Source organism: Faecalibacterium sp. HTF-F (assembly GCF_023347535.1).
Lineage (GTDB): Bacteria > Bacillota > Clostridia > Oscillospirales > Ruminococcaceae > Faecalibacterium > Faecalibacterium wellingii.
This window is the reverse complement of record NZ_CP094473.1, coordinates 1,053,139-1,071,327: the sequence shown is the minus strand read 5'-3', so window position 1 is coordinate 1,071,327 and position 18,189 is coordinate 1,053,139. Positions and strand designations below refer to the sequence as shown.

Here is an 18,189-nt window from a genome sequence, read left to right as displayed (position 1 = left end):
TACAACGCCAAATTCTTATTCAAGATTTTTCTTTTTCTCTGTGACTGCTCTGGTCGAATGGAATAACGAACCAGAGTGTTTTGGAACTCCTTGGTTGGGTGTGTACAAACCCAGATGCAGATTCCTCATCCCAAAAGCCAGTCGATGACATTCACAACTTTTATGCCATCGTAATTTCCGAGTGAAAAACGATCCAGTGTCAGGACAATCTTTTCATAATTATCATGAATACTCCGCAGCGGTCTCATCTCTCTCTCAAAGGTTTCTTCCGCCGTCATATCAGCGGTCACCTGATAATAGGTAAGCACGCCTTCCTTCTGTGTCACAAAGTCGACTTCAGTAGAACCATATTTTCCGACATTGACTTTGCCGCCCCTTCGTGAAAGTTCGAGATACACAATGTTCTCAATGGTAAATCCAAGATCGTATCGTTTTCTTGGAAGAATGTGGTTTCTGATTCCCATATCTACCATGTAAAACTTATTGTTGACCTTTAAGAGTTGCTTTCCTACAATGTCAAATCGCTCCACAGGATAAAAAATAAAAGACTCTGTCAGGGCTTCAACATAATCGCTGACTGTGTTTTGGGATACTTTTCTGCCAGCTGAGATCAGATAATCGGTTATACTTTTCATAGACACCGGGCTGCCGATAACGCTTGCCAGATATCTGGCAATTGTCTTCAGTAACGCAATGTCTGTGATTTTTCGTTTTCCACTCTCTTTTTCTCTTCTTGTCTGCCGCTGCTCAATATCTTTTACAATGACGGTGTTGTAGATTCCTTCCAAATACTGATCTATTTTTTCATCCGTACGGTTCATTACTGCCACATACGGAATTCCGCCAGTTTTCATAAACTCTGCAAAAGCTTCCTCTTTTGCCATACCTGTCACCGCCATATACTCGCGGAAAGAAAGCGGCAGCATCTTAATCTCTGTGTACCTTCCTGACAAAAGCGTTGCAAGCTCACTTGACAACATATATGCATTGGAGCCTGTGATATAAACATCCACATGATCTCTGATATAAAGGCTGTCAACCACTTTCTCGAATGAAGGAACTTCCTGAACCTCGTCCAAAAAGATGTATGTCATCTTATCAACACACAAACGTTCTTTGAGATAGTTGTACAGCCTCATATAATCTTTTAAGGGTTCGTAATCCAGATTTTCAAAGTTGATAGAAATAATCTGTTCTGGTGCGACTCCATTCGCCAAGAGTCTCTGCTGATACTGTTCCAGAAGTACAGATTTTCCACAGCGACGGATTCCGGTCACGACCTTGATCTGCCGCTCATCTTTCCATGCCCAAAGCTGGTCAAGATATTCTTTTCGTTCAACCATATCTGCATTCCTCCTTTTTTCTCAGTATAACATATTATACGCAGAATATCAAATTGTTTTCCCGTTTCGGAAACCTTTGTTTTATCAGACTCAATATTTTCTAATTATGGAAATTGTAAAATACGAGGTATGAAAAAGTGTTTAACTCCAACTCCACCAAAGCAGATCTATTTGCATGGGTAGAAACGCTCAATCTATAACCTTCCCATTCCTATGGAATGAAACACCCTCATAGCAGAGAAGATTTACGAATCCTCTCAACTATGAGGGCGTTGTTTTTTATTCATGCAGTTCCAACGGCAAACCATCTGGATCAAAGAAAAATGTCATCTTCTTTTGGGTGTAGCTGTCCAATCGAATCGGTTCGCATCCTATCCCCATCTGTTCCAGTTCTGCTACAGTGGCTTCCACATCCTCCACCCGGAATGCTAGATGCCGCAGTCCGCAGGCTTCCGGTCGATTCACGCGCTTAGGCGGGTTCGGCTCTGCGAAGATCTCCAGTTCAATCGCATCAGCACCCTCACCAACACGCAAATCCAGTTTCCAGTCATTCCGTTCTTTACGGAAGTTTTCTCGTACAATCGCAAATCCCAGCTTATTCACATAGAAGTCTTTCGATTTCTCATAATCTGAAACGATGATTGCCACATGATGAATCGCTGCTAATTTCATATTCTAGGTTTCACCTCCTTATATGTACCATACTTGCCGAATCGTTGCTGCCACCAGTTCCAAAAACACAGCCACGCTGCCAACCACCTGCGGAATCATAAAAATCACAAATCCTCCGATCAGCATTTGAAGTGCTTCCATCCCCTGCGACTGCTTCATCAGGAATGAAAGCACTGCCGTTGCGAACAGCACACTGCCCAGCAGATAGAATATCCATGCTGAACAACAATAAAGGAACATCACGAACCATTTCAGCAGCCATACTACTACGAGTAGCGGCAGGGTCAGCAAGGTCAATATCAGTTTTGCCAGCTTTCGGGTTATACTCATTTCGTTCTCCTTCCGGTTGGTCTGTTGCCCATATTATATCACACTCACCAATGTAATAGCATGGGCAACTTCGCCTTTTTTGAAATTTAATCTGTGTGTAATGCTCTTACGGCATCCTGTATACTCTGCTCATATTTGAACTGTACAACGATTCGCCCACCCTCATGCACATAAACATTTTCGATGAAGGCCGATACCATACTTGCCGTAAGTCTCGTGCCGTGCAGGAAATTTTCTGCCTGTTCTGCTGCTGCGCGTACCGTCCCTGGAACAACGCTCTTGACAGATTCTTCCGCTTTGAATTGTTCGATTTTGTCCTGCACTTCTGCAATCTTCCTATCGCATTCCTGTTTTTTGTTCTTATAATTGTCCAGAGAGAGCGTTCCTGCCGCGTATTCCTCATACATCCGCATCTTCTCACCTTTCAGATTTTTCAGTTCCTGCTCCATCAAAGTTTTTCGACGGCTCGCCTTTCTACTGGATTCTTTTAAACTCTGTTCTTCCTTTTTAATATCACCATAGAGAGAGTCCAATAGAGAAAGTTCTTTTTTTAATGCCTGAAACACTGCATTTTCAATATCACTGGCCTGATATATTTCCGATGAACATTGGGTCTGACCGATAAGTTCCATTCCCTCTCTGCACCAGAATATGGGAGAAGCCTGTTTGTAGTCATACCCCAGGACTCGTCTGCAATTACCGCATCGAATTTTTCCCTTGAGTGGGAAATCCACGCTCCCCATCACTACTCTATGCCCGTTGTTTCTTATGACAAGCTGCGCCTTTTCAAATTCTTCCCGGCTGACGATAGCTTCATGGGTTCCTTCCGTAATGTATTGTTGCCCTTTGGGAACAATGCGAATGATTTTCTTGCCGGAAATTAACCTTTGACTTTTTCCCAGAACCATCGCTCCGGTGTACACATACGCCGTGAGGATTTTCCAGACGCGAGAACTATCCCAAAGAATCACAGGTGCAATCGTGTAAGTTGTTTCTTTTCCATACGCCTTATGCTCCCGGTTATAAACACTCGGCACAGGAGCATTTTCATCATTCAATGCCATCGCTATTTCTCGCGTCCCCAATCCCAGAATCGCAAGGTCAAAGATGCGACGGACAATTTTTGCCGCTGGAAGGTCAATGATATATGATCCTTTTCTATTCGGGTCAAACTGATAACCAAACGGTGCAGCAGACGCTGTAGAAATGCCCTTGCGCCATTTTACTCGATTGGCTGTCCGAAGCTTCTTTCCTGCATCCCGGCAGTACATGGTGTTTACCATGTTGCTGACAACCAAATCCATCCCCAGGGTTGTACCATTATAATTGCTGCTGTCATAGTTGTCATTGATGGAGATGAGTCGGACACCCAGTAGTGGAAAAATCTGCTCCATGTATTCGCCCACACCAATGTAATCGCGTCCAAAACGAGAAAGGTCCTTTACGATAATGGTATCAATCTCGCCACTGCGCACACCATCCATCATCTTCTGAAAGCCCGGTCTGTCGAAATTGCTGCCTGTGTAACCATCATCCACAAAATCCATCACCGGCAGATTTTGCAGACTTTCTTTGTGGGAAATATACCGCTGGATCAGTTCTTTCTGGTTTTCGATGCTGTTGCTCTTGTCTTTTCCATCCTTACCCAAATCACCGTCCGCCCTTGAAATGCGCTGATACGTTGCAATCATTTTCCCGCACTCTCCTTTCCAAAGTCTGCTAACACATCTTGAAATCCAAATACAATGCGAATCCGCTTATCTGCACTCACTTCGATTCTCTGCACGAGGGATTTTACCAGCTGAGCATCAAATCCAAAGTCATCCAGATGCGCTTCCAGGTTGGAAGTCATATTCAGATATTCTCTGATTTGTTGTTCTACTTCCATCTTTTTTGCTTCTACTCTCTGCAGTGCTGTCCGCAGGCTATCATACTGTCTGGAATACTCTTCCCGGATCTGTTGATATTCTTCGGAATCCACCGCGCCTGCCACATAATCCGCATAAAGCTGTTCTCTTTTCTTCGCCATCTGCCCAACCTTATCCGTCAGGCTCATTACCTCACTCTTTGCACGGTAGACAGGATTCTGCATATCTTCGATTTTTCGCAGTTCTTCCAGAATTTTGCGCTTATCACTGAGCCGAACGATGAAAAGATGCAGCTGATCCATTACCAGAGCTTTCAGAAGTTTTTCCGTAATCTGATGTCCGATGCACTTATCATCCGCCTGCCTTGCTCTGCAAATATAGTAGCAAACCTTTTTACTTTCTTCTGCTCCATGCGGAAGTCTGTCAAAATCCATCGATCTGCCGCAGTCTGCACAGAACACCATTCCAGCAAGATCATTCTGATACTCCGTGCGAATCTGTTCCGATTCTGCTCTTACTGTTTTGAACACTTTCTGATTCTTCGTCAGAATCTCCTGCACCTTTTCAAAATCATCCCTTGCAATGATAGCTGGATGTGTATTTTTTGCCAAATACCACTGTTCTTTCGATAAGTCACGTTTGTCCTGCCCCGCAAAAAAACTTCTGTGTGCTTTTATTGTTGATGGTATCTCCCACATAGGTTTGGTTGGCCAGCATATGCCGTATCGAAGTTTCGCCCCATTTTTTATAAGGAACGACATCCTTTTCCTCAACAATTTTCCGATGCCACTCTCGTGGGGTAGGAACCTGCAGCAAGGTCATCCGTCTGGCGATTTCATAAATCGCTACGCCCATCAGTGCCCACTGGAAAATCAACTGTACATAAAAAGCCGTTTCCGGGTCAATCTCATTTCGTTTTGTCACGGGATTCCGAATATATCCAAACGGAGCATCACTTCCGACTGCATAGCCGGCTTTTTTTTTACGCTGCAGGGAACTCCACACCTTTTTGGAAATGTCTTTCGCATACATGGTGTTGACCATATTCCGAATCGGAAGAGCCATGCTTTCCATATCCTCTTTGCGCGTACTATCAAAATGATCGTTGACAGCAATCAATCGAACACCAAGAAACGGAAATACAGTTTCAATATAGTACCCCGCTTCCAGATAGTTGCGACCAAAGCGCGAGAGATCTTTTACAACGATACACTTGATTTTCTTCTGCCGCACATCGTTCATCAAACGGGTAAAGGCCGGGCGCTTAAAATTTGTTCCTGTAAAGCCATTGTCAAAATAAGTATCCACATAATTCAGTTCACTGCTGCGGTTAATAAAATCCTGCACCAGTGCAATCTGCGTTTCCATGCTTTCGTTATCTTCGTTATCTTCCACCGAAAGCCGTCCATAGATTGCGGTTGGTATTTTTCCTTCATCCAATTCCGGGAACTGCACTGAAATCACTGCTTGTTCCGGTTGGGGCAAATTCTTTCTACTCTTTCGTGCCATCGTCTGTACCCTCCAATTCTATCCGTTCAAGCATCTGCTTCCATTCCTGTGTTTTCATCGTTAAACTGATTTCTGCCTGCCTATCGCCCAAAAATGTAACCACGACCTGTTCAATGTACTTTTTTACAAAATTACGATCCAGTGCCTCTGGGGTCTTATATTGTTCCATCTGCTGAATCCACGGATTTCGCAAACTCAATGCCCGTTCCCATGCCGTCGTATTTTCCATGATTGCCGTAAGCTGTTCATTCAGCTTTCGATGGGCTTCTTCATAGTCCAGAACTTCAGCATGATACTGTTCTTCCGTGATTTCATCGGCCATATAGCATTCATATAACGGTACACGGCGAAACTGTTCCATATTAAGTTCAGCCAGAATGGTCTTCATCTGCATCGAACTATCAGCTCTTACTGCTTCAATTGCTTTTCTGCCAGCTCCCTGCTGAATTGCGGAGTACATCTTTTCTTCTTCTCGACGTTCTCTCTCCATAGCATCTATCACCTTTTTATATACAGATGCAGCCGGAGCTTTCAATTCCTTTCCATTCTCCTTGTGAGCACGGCAGTAGCTGCAATAGAATAGTTCTTCTCCCGTTTTCTTATCCTTATGCCAATAAAGTGGACGTCCACAGGTACAAATGGTACGCTTTGCCAGTGGATTCGGTTTTTTGTATTTTTCCCGAGTCGATTTTTTGTTCCCACCCTGCCGCATATTGCACGGAAGCGCATAAAACTGTTCTTTTGTCATGTACGGCTCATGGCAGTTCTCTGCAATAATCTGATGGCTTCCGTTTGCCGTTGCACCCGTGTATGTTGGATTTCTGAACAATCCCCTCAGATTATCCGATGTCCACAAATCAGGTTCTCCTTCATATTGTTTTCCCTGGATTCTTTTTTTGTGCCTCATCGGTGGTTCGACATTCTGTTCGTTCAACCATTTTGCAATATCGCCCATCTTCTGTCCCGATGCATATCTGGAAAAAGCTTCGCTCAGATACGGCGCAACCTCTTCATCCTTTACCATGTTGCTTTCACCATTCCTGCGGATATAACCAAACGGAACAGAATTGGTCAGTCGGAATCCTGCGCCCTGCTTTTTCCTCCATGCAAACATGATTTCCGCGTGCATCTCGCAGCGTTTTTCCTCAAAATAGTCCTCAACCTCTTTTCGACTGGCAGTTCTGGTGTCCAGTCCTTCTTCCAGTACGATCAGGTTAACACCTGTCTCATAAAGAGTTTCCTTGATTGCCTGACGCGCCGCCGGGAAGTCAGGCCCACAGTAGTACATAGATGCTACAATGATGCAGTCAAATTTTTGCTCCACTCCATCATCAATCATTTTGTCAAATGCTGCACCTGCGTTTTCAGCATTCTTGCGATCAGAATACCTTTTCTGTAAATTTAGCTCTTTATGTTCAGCCAGGTATTCTGCAATGCGCTGATTCTGGTCGGCAATCGTCAGTTCACCTTTATGGTTTTTCCAAGGTATCGTCCGGGTATAACTTACGCATTTCATACTGTACTCCCCTCCGTTTCTGTTGTCAGAACACTGTTACAATATTCCAGTACATTGCGGATTTCCTGGTCGAAGCGATATTGGATGTGAATGTGCTCCTTATCATAGACTGTAATGCTTTCCACCAGTTCTACCAGAACACGGCGATTCAGACTCGTTAAGTTTTGATAGGATTTAAAATCTTCGATCCACGGCAAATGTTCCACATCCAGATTGTTCAAACTATCCAGTTGACAGTCCATTTCCATTTTTGCCTTACGGATATTTTCGATTTTTTCGTTAAAGGAACAGCTGAACTCTTTGTACTCATCCTTACTGACAATGCCGTTGCTCATATCTTCGTAAAGCTGACGGCACAGGGTCTGGTATTTCTGTTCTTCCTGTTCCAGCACTTTCATGTGCTCTTCTACAGATTTTAACCTTCGTTGGTTTTTGGGAATCTCGTTGATTTCATCCAGACGTTCTTCTAGTCCGCTGATCTGCTGAATCTTTTCCTGCAATGCAGCCAGCACCACTTCTTCCAATTTACTTTCCCTAATGTGGTGTGAAGAACAGCCCAGGCCCTTATGATTTGTGACGCAGTTCAGATATATATACTTTTTACCTTTTTTTGATACGGTGCACCGCACCATATTCTGTCCGCAGTCACCGCACCGAACAATGCCTGAAAAGAGATGGACTATCTTCTGTCCTTTCGATGCACAGGTGTCCAGCTTTAAAACTTCCTGCACGATGTCAAACATTCTTTGTGAAATGATGGCCTCGTGTGTATTGGGAACTTTGATCCAGCAAGATTCATCTACGTCCCGGATTTTCTTGATCTTGTAATTGATTTTTTGCCGTTTACCCTGCACCATCGTTCCGGTGTAAACTTCATTTTTCAGAATCCGAAGTACCTGAATCGCCTGCCACTTTGCATGAGTTCCAGTCTTGAAACCACTGTGATAATTTAATCCGCACAGCCGTTTGTATTCACTGGGAGCCAGGACCCCTTCGCTGTTCAGTTGGTCTGCAATAGAGTTTGCACTCATGCCTTCCAATTTTCTGCGATAGATAGAGCGAACAATATCTGCTGCGTACTCATCTACCACCAATCGATTTTTGTTCTGTTCATCTTTACTGTAGCCGTACACTGCGTACCCGCCGATGAACTCCCCCTTGCGCCGCTTAATGTCCAACTGGCTCCGAACCTTAATGGAAATATCCCTGCAGTAGGAATCATTCAGCAGATTCTTGAAGGGAACCACGATGCTATCTGAATCACTGCTCTCAGTATTTGCATTATCGTAGTTATCATTGATGGCGATGAACCGAATCCCTATCATCGGGAAAATCCGTTCCAGATACTTTCCCATCTCAATGTAGTTACGGCCCAGTCGAGACAAGTCCTTGACTATGATGCAGTTGATTTTGTCGGATTGGATGTCCTCCATCATCTGCGTAAAGCCCGGTCGCTCAAAAGCTGACGTTAGATAACGATACTTTTGAAAACACTGGAAAATCAAGGTTTTTCGAGCGACGGACAAGCAGGGTATTGTACTAAAAACTGAATACGACGCAGAAGCGGCGTTTCTTACTCTCTACATGGGAGAACAGGAACGCCGCTTTTTTCATGCCCTTTGTTACGCAGTAGGGGCAGAAAAAGCCTTGCTACAAGCGGTTTTCCGGGCGCGTATCTGGCGCGGAAAGGGATTTATACCTTATCCCCCGAAACCGCGCTTCTACTGCGTAACAAATCCAAAGCAAAGGAGCTATGAACTATGGCAGTTTTCAGAGTGGAACGAAACAAGGGCTATACCGTAATGAGCAACCACCACCTACGCAACAAGGAGCTTTCCCTAAAGGCAAAGGGGCTGTTGTCGCAAATGCTGTCACTCCCCGAAGATTGGGACTACACCTTGAAAGGCTTATCCCTTATCAACCGGGAGAAGATAGACGCTATCCGCGAAGCCATTAAGGAACTTGAACGCGCCGGGTATATCGTCCGTTCAAGGGAGCGCGACGAGAAAGGACGCTTGCGGGGCGCGGACTATGTGATATTCGAGCAGCCGCAGCCGCCTACGCCGGATTTACCTACATTGGAAAATCCAACATTGGATAATCCAATGCAGGAAAAACCAACATTGGAAAAACCTACGTTGGAAAATCCAACGCAATTAAATAAAGATATACAAAGAACTGACTTACCAAAAAAAGAAAAATCAAATACAGATTTATCAAGTACCCATTCCATTCCTATCCTTTCCCCTAACCCCTCTCCTTGCAGAGAAGCGGCTGCGCCGCCGGAACGGAAAGGAACGGAAGCGGCAGCACAGAGCGCAGTTGATATATACCGGGAAATCATCAAGGACAATATCGACTACCACATTCTCAAACAGGACATGAAGTTTGACAGTGACAGGCTGGACGAGATTGTAGACCTCATGCTTGAAACCGTATGCACCGCCAGAAAGCGGGTACGGATTGCGGGGGACGACTACCCGGCAGAGCTTGTGAAGTCAAAGTTTATGAAACTAGACGGCGAGCATATCCGCTTTGTGCTTGACTGTATGCGGGAGAACACAACCAAAATCCGCAACATCAAGCAATATCTGAAAGCCGCCCTTTTCAACGCCCCGTCCACAATCGGCAACTACTACACTTCCCTTGTCGCCCATGACATGGCAAGCGGCGCACTGTCACCGAAAAAGCCGCAGTACGGCGACCCGGACTATTATTCATGCAATGAGGGCGAAAGCCTGTAACCACCCACAACCACAAAAGGAGGATTTTATTATGGCACAGAAAATGACAGGAGCATTGGTATTTGACGAGCGCACCGACCGTTACGACATCCGCTTTGACTTAAACAGCTACTACGGGGGCTTGCATTGCGGCGAGTGCTTTGACGTATTCGTGCGGGGCAAGTGGAAGCCGACCCGGATTGAGTACGGCGACAACTGGTATCTTGTGGGTATCAGAGCCGAGGACTTGAACGGGCTGCGGGTGCGTATCTGACCGCCGCCCCATAAAGAAACGCGAAAGGAGGACGCGACAAATTGCAGGACGAAGTAAACGAAAAGACCATAGCCCTTTACATCAAGACCGGGAAGCTGACCGCGCAGACGCTCCAAAAGGCAATGAAAGCCATACTGTCAAAGGGCAAAAAGCAGCTTGCAAAACCGCCACAGGGCAAGCAGAGCTTAAAGCAGCTTATGAAGCAGAACGCGGGCGTTTCCAACATTGAGATTACCGAGGGCAATATCAAAGCCTTTGAGAGTACGGCGAAAAAGTACGGTATCGACTTTGCGCTGAAAAAGGACGCGACGGAAAGCCCGCCCCGCTATCTGGTTTTCTTCAAGGGGCGGGACGCGGACGTACTGACCGCAGCCTTTAAGGAATTTTCCGCAAAAAAGCTGACACAGGAGAAAAAGCCCTCAATCCGAAAGCTGCTCTCTACCCTCAAAGAAGCTGCACAGGGCAGAAACGCGGAACGGGCAAAGGTCAAGAACAAGGACAGGGAGGTATCGCTATGAAGCCGGAAATCAAGAAGCTGCTTATCCTAAATCTCCCGTATCTGCTCTTTGTCTGGCTCTTTGATAAAGTGGGCGCGGCTGTCCGGCTCTCCCCCGGCGCGGACGCAAGCGCAAAGCTGCTACATCTTGGGGACGGTTTTACCGCCGCCTTTTCCAGTATCGCGCCGAGCTTCCACCCGGCAGACTTAGCTTTAGGCATTGCGGGGGCGGTCATTGTCCGGCTGATTATCTACACCAAAGGCAAGAACGCGAAGAAATACCGCCGCGGGACAGAATACGGTTCGGCGCGTTGGGGCGGGGCTGACGACATAAAGCCGTACACCGACCCGGTATTTGAGAACAATATCCCCTTAACGCAGACGGAACGGCTCACCATGAACAGCCGCCCGAAGCAGCCGAAATACGCAAGAAACAAAAATATCCTTGTAATCGGCGGTTCCGGCAGCGGCAAGACCCGGTTCTTTGTGAAACCGTCGCTCATGCAATGTACGTCAAAGGATTTTCCAACGTCGTATATCGTCACTGACCCGAAAGGAACACTGATTTTGGAAACCGGGAAAATGTTACAGCGGTACAAATACCGTATCAAAGTGCTAAATACGATTAACTTCAAAAAATCCATGAAATACAATCCCTTTGCCTATCTGCGGAGCGAAAAGGACATTTTGAAGTTAGTCAATACCATTATCGCCAACACCAAAGGCGACGGGGAAAAATCCGGCGAGGATTTCTGGGTGAAAGCGGAAAAGCTCTACTACACCGCGCTAATCGGCTACATCTGGTATGAAGCCCCGGAGGACGAGAAGAACTTCACGACGCTGCTTGAGATGATAAATGCGTCGGAAGCCCGCGAGGACGACGAGGATTTCCAGAACCCGGTTGACCTCATGTTTGAACGTCTGGAAGAAAAAGACCCGGAACATTTTGCAGTCAAGCAGTACAAAAAATACAAACTTGCGGCGGGCAAGACCGCAAAAAGCATACTTATCTCATGCGGCGCGAGGTTAGCCCCATTCGACATTAAGGAGCTGCGGGAGCTTATGGAAACCGACGAAATGGAGCTTGACACCATAGGCGACAGAAAGACCGCCCTTTTCGTCATCATCAGCGACACCGACGACACTTTTAACTTTGTCGTTTCAATCCTTTACACACAGCTATTCAACTTGCTTTGTGACAAGGCAGATGATGAATACGGCGGGCGGCTTCCCGTCCATGTTAGGTGCTTACTTGATGAATTTGCGAATATCGGGCAGATACCAAAGTTTGAAAAGCTCATTGCAACGATACGGAGCCGGGAAATATCCGCGTCAATCATCTTGCAGAGCCAGTCACAGCTAAAAGCCATTTACAAAGACAACGCCGATACCATAGTCGGCAACTGCGACACCACGCTTTTCTTGGGCGGCAAGGAGAAAACCACCCTTAAAGAAATATCGGAAATTTTAGGAAAAGAAACGATAGACAGCTTTAACACGTCCGAAACAAGGGGGCGGGAGCTTTCGCATGGGCTGAACTATCAGAAATTGGGAAAGCAGCTTATGACGGAAGATGAAATTGCAGTCATGGACGGAGGGAAATGTATCTTGCAGCTACGCGGGGTGCGCCCGTTCTTTTCGGACAAATTCGACATAACGAAGCACCCGAAATACAAGTACCTGTCCGACGCAGACCCGAAGAACGCCTTTGACATGGAAAAGCACCTTAAACGCCGCCCCGCCATTGTCAAGCCCGACGAGGTTTTTGACTATTACGAGCTTGACGCGGCAGACTTACAGGAGGACGCAGACCATGAGGAAACGTAGCGCAGAGGAAAAACAAAAGCAGCTTGAACGGTTTTTAATGAATGTTGCGGAAGCCGCCGACGCTGCATTATGGGAGTATTGGCGGGAAAAGGAAGCGGAACACCGCCGTTTTGCAACGGAGTATGTCACGCGCCGGGGGCTTATCCCGCAACAGTGACAGCATGGCAGACCGCCGGGGGACAGGGGAAGCTACACTTCCCCTACGCTGCCTTGCGGCAGCTACCCCTTTGTGAACTTGCGGGAAGCGAACACCTTGCTACGCAAGCTATTCACTTCCCGCAAGTCTGAAAAAAACGTCCGGCAGCACAGCGGAACACAGAAAGGAGCGATTGAAGCAATCACATCTATCCATACCGGCTACATGATACGCGCCCCCACTTTCCGGCGCAGTACACAGCGGCAGGAGCCGCACCCCTTACAACTGAATACCGCCGCGCCGCAGAACTTACGCAGCGCGGGGACAGCCGCCTTTACCAGAGGGCGGTTTTTTTGTGCGGCGGCGACCATACGCTGACCGCCTTTTGTCCGCTTGCCGGACAGCCGCAGACGCGGCAGAAAGGATATATTTATGGCATTTTTCAATAGCGCAGTAGACGTTTTGCAGACCCTTGTTGTAGCACTTGGAGCCGGGCTTGGTATCTGGGGCGTAATCAATCTGATGGAGGGCTACGGCAATGACAATCCGGGCGCAAAGAGCCAGGGCATGAAGCAGCTTATGGCGGGCGGCGGCGTTGCCCTTATCGGCATGACCCTTGTACCGCTGCTTTCCGGCTTGTTCGGTTAAGAAGCGCGGGTAAAGGCTTATGCAGAGCATACTTGACGCGATTAACGAATGGATAAAGGAAATCCTCATAGGAGCCATAAACGGTAATCTGTCAACTATGTTCGGGGACGTAAACGAAAAAGTCGGCACTATCGCCGCAGAGGTAGGGCAGACCCCGCAAGGGTGGAACGCAAATATATTCTCCATGATACAGACCCTTAGTGAAAATGTAATCGTACCCATTGCGGGGCTTGTCATTACCTACGTCCTATGCTATGAGCTTATCAGCATGGTAACGGAAAAGAACAATATGCACGACGTTGACACTTCCATGTTCTTCAAGTGGGTGTTCAAGGCGTTTGTGGCAGTCTACCTTGTGACGCACACCTTTGACATTACTATGGCGGTGTTCGATATGGCGCAGCACGTTGTTTCCGGCGCGGCGGGGGTAATCGGCGGCAGCACAGAGATTGATGTTGCCGCCGCCCTTGCTTCCATGCAGAGCGGGCTTGACGCTATGGAAATCCCCGAACTGCTCTTACTTGTCATGGAAACAAGCCTTGTGAGCTTGTGCATGAAAATCATGTCCGTACTGATAACCGTTATCCTCTACGGGCGCATGATAGAAATTTACCTTTACTGTTCGGTATCGCCTATCCCGTTTGCAACTATGACGAACCGGGAATGGGGGCAGATAGGAAACAACTACCTAAAATCCCTGTTCGCTATCGGTTTTCAAGGCTTCCTCATTATGATATGCGTCGGCATTTACGCGGTTCTGGTAAACAACATGATAATAGCGGACAATCTGCACAGCGCGATATTCTCCCTTGCAGCCTATACCGTTATCCTCTGTTTCTCCCTGTTCAAATCCGGCGCACTGGCGAAGTCGATATTCTCCGCGCATTAGCGGCGTGTCAAGGGCAGGGTGGAGATTTTCAGAGCGAAGCGGCGAAAATACGACCCGACCTTGACGCGGATAACCCCCATATAATACGGGCGGGCAAAGGGCATAGATTGACCTTTGCCTTGATTACCCTTATGGAAAATTACAGCAACACCAAACCCAGAGAAAGGAGGTTTTCACTTGGCGTATGTACCCGTACCCAAAGACTTATCCAAAGTCAAGACAAAAGTAGCTTTCAACCTTACCAAACGGCAGATTGTATGTTTTGCGGCGGCTCTCCTGTTCGGCTTGCCGCTTTTCTTTCTGCTCAAAGACAGCACAGGCACAAGCCTTGCGTCTATGGCTATGATTGCCGTCATGCTGCCCTGTTTCCTCTTTGCCATGTATGAGAAGCATGGACAGCCCCTTGAAGTGGTGGTGAAGAACATCATACGGACAAAATTCATAGCCCCCAAAGAACGACCATACAGGACAGACAACTTTTATTCCGTCTTAGAACGGCAGAGAAAACTTGAAAAGGAGGTATCAGCGATTGCAAAAGGAAACACGAAGAAACAGCGCGGCGGGAAGCACAAAGCCTAACCCGCCCCGCAAGCTCACCCGCGCCGAGAAAAAGCAGATTGCGGAAATCATCAGACAGGCAAAGGGCGACGGGAAAGCCCACACCGCGCAGCAGACAATCCCCTATATCCAGATGTACCCGGACGGTATCTGCAAGGTTACGGGACGGAAATACTCAAAGACCGTCGCCTTTGAAGATATTAACTATCAGCTTGCACAGGCAGACGACAAGACCGCCATTTTTGAGAACTGGTGCGACTTCCTCAACTACTTTGACGCTTCCGTTTCGGTGCAGCTTTCTTTCATCAATCAAGGGACGCAGCGCGGCGAAGCGGAAAAGGCGGTCAATATCCCGGCACAGGAGGACGCTTTCAATTCTATCCGCACAGAATACCGGGATATGCTGAAAAACCAGCTTGCAAAGGGCAACAACGGGCTTGTCAAAGCAAAATATATCACCTTTGCCATTGAAGCCGACAGTCTGGGCGCGGCGAAATCCCGCCTTGCCCGTATCGAAACGGACGTACTCAACAACTTTAAGCTCTTGGGCGTGTCTGCCCGCCCCATGACAGGCTATGAACGCCTTAAAATGCTGCATGGCATTTTCCACCCGGAGGGCGGGCAGTTTGCCTTTGATTTTTCATGGCTTGCCCCGTCCGGGCTTTCCACAAAGGACTTTATCGCCCCGTCCTCTTTCCGTTTTGGCGAGGGGCGTTATTTCCGCATGGGGCGCAAAATCGGCGCGGTTTCATTCCTTGAAATCCTTGCGCCGGAATTAAACGACCGTATCTTATCTGACATTCTGGACTTGGAAACGGGCGTTATCGTCAATCTGCATATCCACAGTATCGACCAGACCGAAGCCATAAAGACAATCAAGCGCAAGATTACCGACCTTGACAAAATGAAAATCGAGGAACAGAAGAAAGCGGTACGCAGCGGCTATGACATGGATATTATACCGTCCGACCTTGCCACTTTCGGCAGCGAAGCGAAGAATCTCTTACAGGACTTGCAGAGCCGGAATGAAAGAATGTTCCTCTTGACGTTCCTTGTGGTGAACATGGCGGACACGAAGCGGAAACTGGAAAATGACGTATTCGCGGCGGCGGGCATTGCACAGAAGAACAACTGCGCCTTAACCCGCCTTGACTACCAACAGGAAGCGGGGCTTATGTCCTCTGTACCGCTTGGGGAGAACCTTATCCCCATTCAAAGAGGGCTTACCACGTCAAGCACCGCTATCTTTATCCCCTTTATCACACAGGAGCTTTTCCAGACGGGCGCGGCTTTGTACTACGGCTTAAACGCCCTTAGTAACAACATGATACTCTGCGACCGCAAGCAGCTAAAGAACCCCAACGGCTTAATCTTGGGTACGCCGGGAAGCGGGAAATCCTTTGCCGCCAAACGGGAAATGACAAACGCTTTCCTCATTACCGACGACGACATAATTATCTGCGACCCGGAAGCAGAGTATTTTTCCCTTGTGCAGCGGCTTGACGGGCAAGTGATACGCTTATCCCCTACGGGCAAGGGCATTGACGGGAAGCCCCAGTATGTGAACCCTATGGATATTAACCTCAATTACAGCGAGGACGACAGCCCCCTTGCGCTGAAATCCGACTTTATCCTCTCCCTCTGCGAGCTTGTCATAGGCGGCAAGGAGGGCTTGCAGCCCGTCGATAAGACCGTCATTGACCGCGCCGTTAGGAACGTGTACCGCCCTTTCCTTGCAGACCCCGACCCGGAGAAAATGCCTATCTTGGGCGACCTCTACAACGAGCTTTTGAAGCAGCCGGAGCCGGAAGCGGCGCGTATTGCGGCGGCGTTGGAGCTGTATGTTTCCGGGAGCCTTAACGTATTCAACCACCGTACCAACGTGGAGCTGAACAACCGCCTTGTCTGCTTTGACATCAAGCAGCTTGGGAAGCAGCTCAAAAAGTTAGGTATGCTCATTGTGCAGGACCAGGTATGGAACCGCGTCACCGTCAACCGGGCAGAAAGGAAATCCACCCGGTATTTTATGGACGAATTTCATCTTCTCTTGAAAGAGGAACAGACCGCCGCCTATTCCGTTGAAATCTGGAAGCGTTTCAGAAAATGGGGCGGCATACCCACAGCCATTACGCAGAATGTCAAGGATTTGCTTGCTTCCCGCGAAGTGGAGAATATCTTTGAAAACTCTGATTTTGTCCTCATGCTCAATCAGGCGGCGGGCGACCGGGCTATCCTTGCGAAGCAGCTCAACATCTCCCCGCAGCAGATGAAATATGTCACCCACACCGAAGCGGGCGAGGGGCTTATCTTCTACGGGAACGTGGTGCTGCCCTTTGTAGACCGCTTCCCGAAAGACACCGAGCTTTACCGGGTAATGACGACGAAGCCGGAGGAAGTGGGCGAAGCATGAACGGGCTGAAAACTGACACCATCATCAACCGGGACGCGCTCTATGCCTTGCGGGAGCTTCCAGAGGAAAGCGTACACTGTTGCGTCACAAGCCCGCCCTACTATGCGCTTAGGGATTATGGGCTTGATATGCAGATTGGGCGGGAGGACACGCCGGAGCAGTACATTGACAGGCTGACCGAGGTTTTCCGCGAGCTGCGCCGGGTACTGCGTTCTGACGGTACGCTCTGGCTGAATATCGCGGACACCTACTGCGGCACAGGGAACAAGGGCTACCATGCAGACCCGAAGAACCCGAAAGGCAGAAACGGACAGCAGATTGCAAAAAACAACCGCGTTTCCGGCTGCAAACAAAAGGACTTAATCGGTATCCCTTGGCTTTTAGCTTTTGCCCTACGCGCTGACGGGTGGTATTTACGGAGCGACATTATCTGGCAGAAAGAAAACCCCATGCCGGAGAGCGTGAAAGACCGCCCTACCCGCTGCTATGAACATATCTTTCTGCTTACGAAGTCAAAGAAATATTTCTATGACGCAGCCGCCATAGCCGAGCCGTTAGCCCCCACAACGGCGGCGCGGTACCGCACCGGGCGCAGCGCGGGACAGAAATATGCGGACGAAGTACCCGGACAGGGGAAAGTACAGGGGCTTAACCGGGCGAGAAGCGGCAGCTACTACGACGAAGCCCTCATGCCGACCATGCGGAACAGGCGGGACGTGTGGCTTATCAATACCGTACCCTACAAGGGCGGGCATTTCGCCGCGTTCCCGCCAAAACTTGCCGAAACCTGTATCAAGGCGGGCTGTCCGAAAGGCGGCGTTGTGCTTGACCCCTTTTTCGGCAGCGGCACGACGGGAGCAGCCGCAAGGCAGCTTGACAGGCATTATATAGGCATTGAGATAAACGCCGAGTATTGCGCCCTTGCAAGGGCGCGGATTGGAGGGACAGAAAAATAAAACAGTATCGAGCGCGTGAGAAAGTCACGCAGAA

At 48.1% G+C, this 18,189-nt stretch carries 17 protein-coding genes; 9 read left to right on the top strand and 8 right to left on the bottom strand.

Features of this window, described 5'->3' with window-relative positions:
* Positions 1-125: 125 nt before the first annotated feature.
* From MTP37_RS05040 to MTP37_RS05005, 8 genes are all read right to left on the bottom strand, one after another.
* Positions 126-1,343, bottom strand: a complete 1,218-nt coding sequence (locus MTP37_RS05040) for an ATP-binding protein (RefSeq protein ID WP_249238433.1) — start codon at positions 1,341-1,343, stop codon at positions 126-128.
* Between the two features lie 279 nt (positions 1,344-1,622).
* Positions 1,623-2,015: an SMU1112c/YaeR family gloxylase I-like metalloprotein gene (gene gloA2 / locus MTP37_RS05035; protein ID WP_113998586.1), complete on the bottom strand. Its 393-nt coding sequence runs from the start codon at positions 2,013-2,015 to the stop codon at positions 1,623-1,625.
* An 18-nt stretch (positions 2,016-2,033) separates the two neighbouring features.
* Entirely contained in the window at positions 2,034-2,345 is a 312-nt protein-coding gene (locus MTP37_RS05030) for a hypothetical protein (protein ID WP_249238432.1), read from the bottom strand.
* Between the two features lie 86 nt (positions 2,346-2,431).
* Positions 2,432-4,036: a recombinase family protein gene (locus MTP37_RS05025; protein ID WP_249238431.1), complete on the bottom strand. Its 1,605-nt coding sequence runs from the start codon at positions 4,034-4,036 to the stop codon at positions 2,432-2,434.
* On the bottom strand, positions 4,033-4,824 hold the full coding sequence (locus tag MTP37_RS05020) for a recombinase zinc beta ribbon domain-containing protein (RefSeq protein WP_256469123.1): 792 nt from the start codon (positions 4,822-4,824) through the stop codon (positions 4,033-4,035). The genes MTP37_RS05025 and MTP37_RS05020 overlap by 4 nt, the downstream gene beginning before the upstream one ends.
* Positions 4,825-4,846: 22 nt before the next feature.
* A complete protein-coding gene (locus MTP37_RS05015; RefSeq protein WP_256469122.1) occupies positions 4,847-5,722 on the bottom strand; it encodes a recombinase family protein in 876 nt (291 codons plus the stop codon).
* Positions 5,706-7,238 (bottom strand): recombinase family protein, encoded by a 1,533-nt coding sequence (locus MTP37_RS05010; RefSeq protein WP_249238430.1) that lies wholly within the window; start codon positions 7,236-7,238, stop codon positions 5,706-5,708. The genes MTP37_RS05015 and MTP37_RS05010 overlap by 17 nt, the downstream gene beginning before the upstream one ends.
* Complete coding sequence (locus tag MTP37_RS05005) at positions 7,235-8,743, bottom strand: recombinase family protein (RefSeq protein ID WP_256469121.1); 1,509 nt, start codon at positions 8,741-8,743, stop codon at positions 7,235-7,237. The genes MTP37_RS05010 and MTP37_RS05005 overlap by 4 nt, the downstream gene beginning before the upstream one ends.
* Before the next feature lie 255 nt (positions 8,744-8,998).
* Here MTP37_RS05005 and MTP37_RS05000 point away from each other — a divergent pair, with 255 nt between their 5' ends.
* The 9 genes from MTP37_RS05000 to MTP37_RS04960 all read left to right on the top strand — a co-directional run bounded on the left by MTP37_RS05000 (position 8,999) and on the right by MTP37_RS04960 (position 18,155).
* Complete coding sequence (locus tag MTP37_RS05000) at positions 8,999-9,982, top strand: DUF6017 domain-containing protein (protein ID WP_007037034.1); 984 nt, start codon at positions 8,999-9,001, stop codon at positions 9,980-9,982.
* Positions 9,983-10,013: 31 nt separating this feature from the next.
* A complete protein-coding gene (locus MTP37_RS04995) occupies positions 10,014-10,235 on the top strand; it encodes a DUF5348 domain-containing protein (protein ID WP_002569164.1) in 222 nt (73 codons plus the stop codon).
* Positions 10,236-10,276: 41 nt separating this feature from the next.
* The gene (locus MTP37_RS04990; RefSeq protein ID WP_007037035.1) at positions 10,277-10,753 is read left to right on the top strand and encodes a PcfB family protein; all 477 of its coding nucleotides are present in this window, start codon (positions 10,277-10,279) and stop codon (positions 10,751-10,753) included.
* Positions 10,750-12,558, top strand: a complete 1,809-nt coding sequence (locus MTP37_RS04985; protein ID WP_007037036.1) for a VirD4-like conjugal transfer protein, CD1115 family — start codon at positions 10,750-10,752, stop codon at positions 12,556-12,558. Before MTP37_RS04990 ends, MTP37_RS04985 begins: the two co-directional genes overlap by 4 nt.
* Before the next feature lie 568 nt (positions 12,559-13,126).
* On the top strand, positions 13,127-13,342 hold the full coding sequence (locus tag MTP37_RS04980; protein WP_002569168.1) for a Maff2 family mobile element protein: 216 nt from the start codon (positions 13,127-13,129) through the stop codon (positions 13,340-13,342).
* A gap of 19 nt (positions 13,343-13,361) precedes the next feature.
* Positions 13,362-14,231, top strand: a complete 870-nt coding sequence (locus tag MTP37_RS04975) for a VirB6/TrbL-like conjugal transfer protein, CD1112 family (protein WP_002584320.1) — start codon at positions 13,362-13,364, stop codon at positions 14,229-14,231.
* A 177-nt stretch (positions 14,232-14,408) separates the two neighbouring features.
* Positions 14,409-14,810 (top strand): PrgI family protein, encoded by a 402-nt coding sequence (locus tag MTP37_RS04970; protein ID WP_007037042.1) that lies wholly within the window; start codon positions 14,409-14,411, stop codon positions 14,808-14,810.
* A 37-nt stretch (positions 14,811-14,847) separates the two neighbouring features.
* The gene (locus MTP37_RS04965; protein WP_431733266.1) at positions 14,848-17,199 is read left to right on the top strand and encodes a VirB4-like conjugal transfer ATPase, CD1110 family; all 2,352 of its coding nucleotides are present in this window, start codon (positions 14,848-14,850) and stop codon (positions 17,197-17,199) included.
* Positions 17,196-18,155: a DNA-methyltransferase gene (locus MTP37_RS04960; RefSeq protein WP_006876012.1), complete on the top strand. Its 960-nt coding sequence runs from the start codon at positions 17,196-17,198 to the stop codon at positions 18,153-18,155. Before MTP37_RS04965 ends, MTP37_RS04960 begins: the two co-directional genes overlap by 4 nt.
* Positions 18,156-18,189 lie beyond the last annotated feature (34 nt).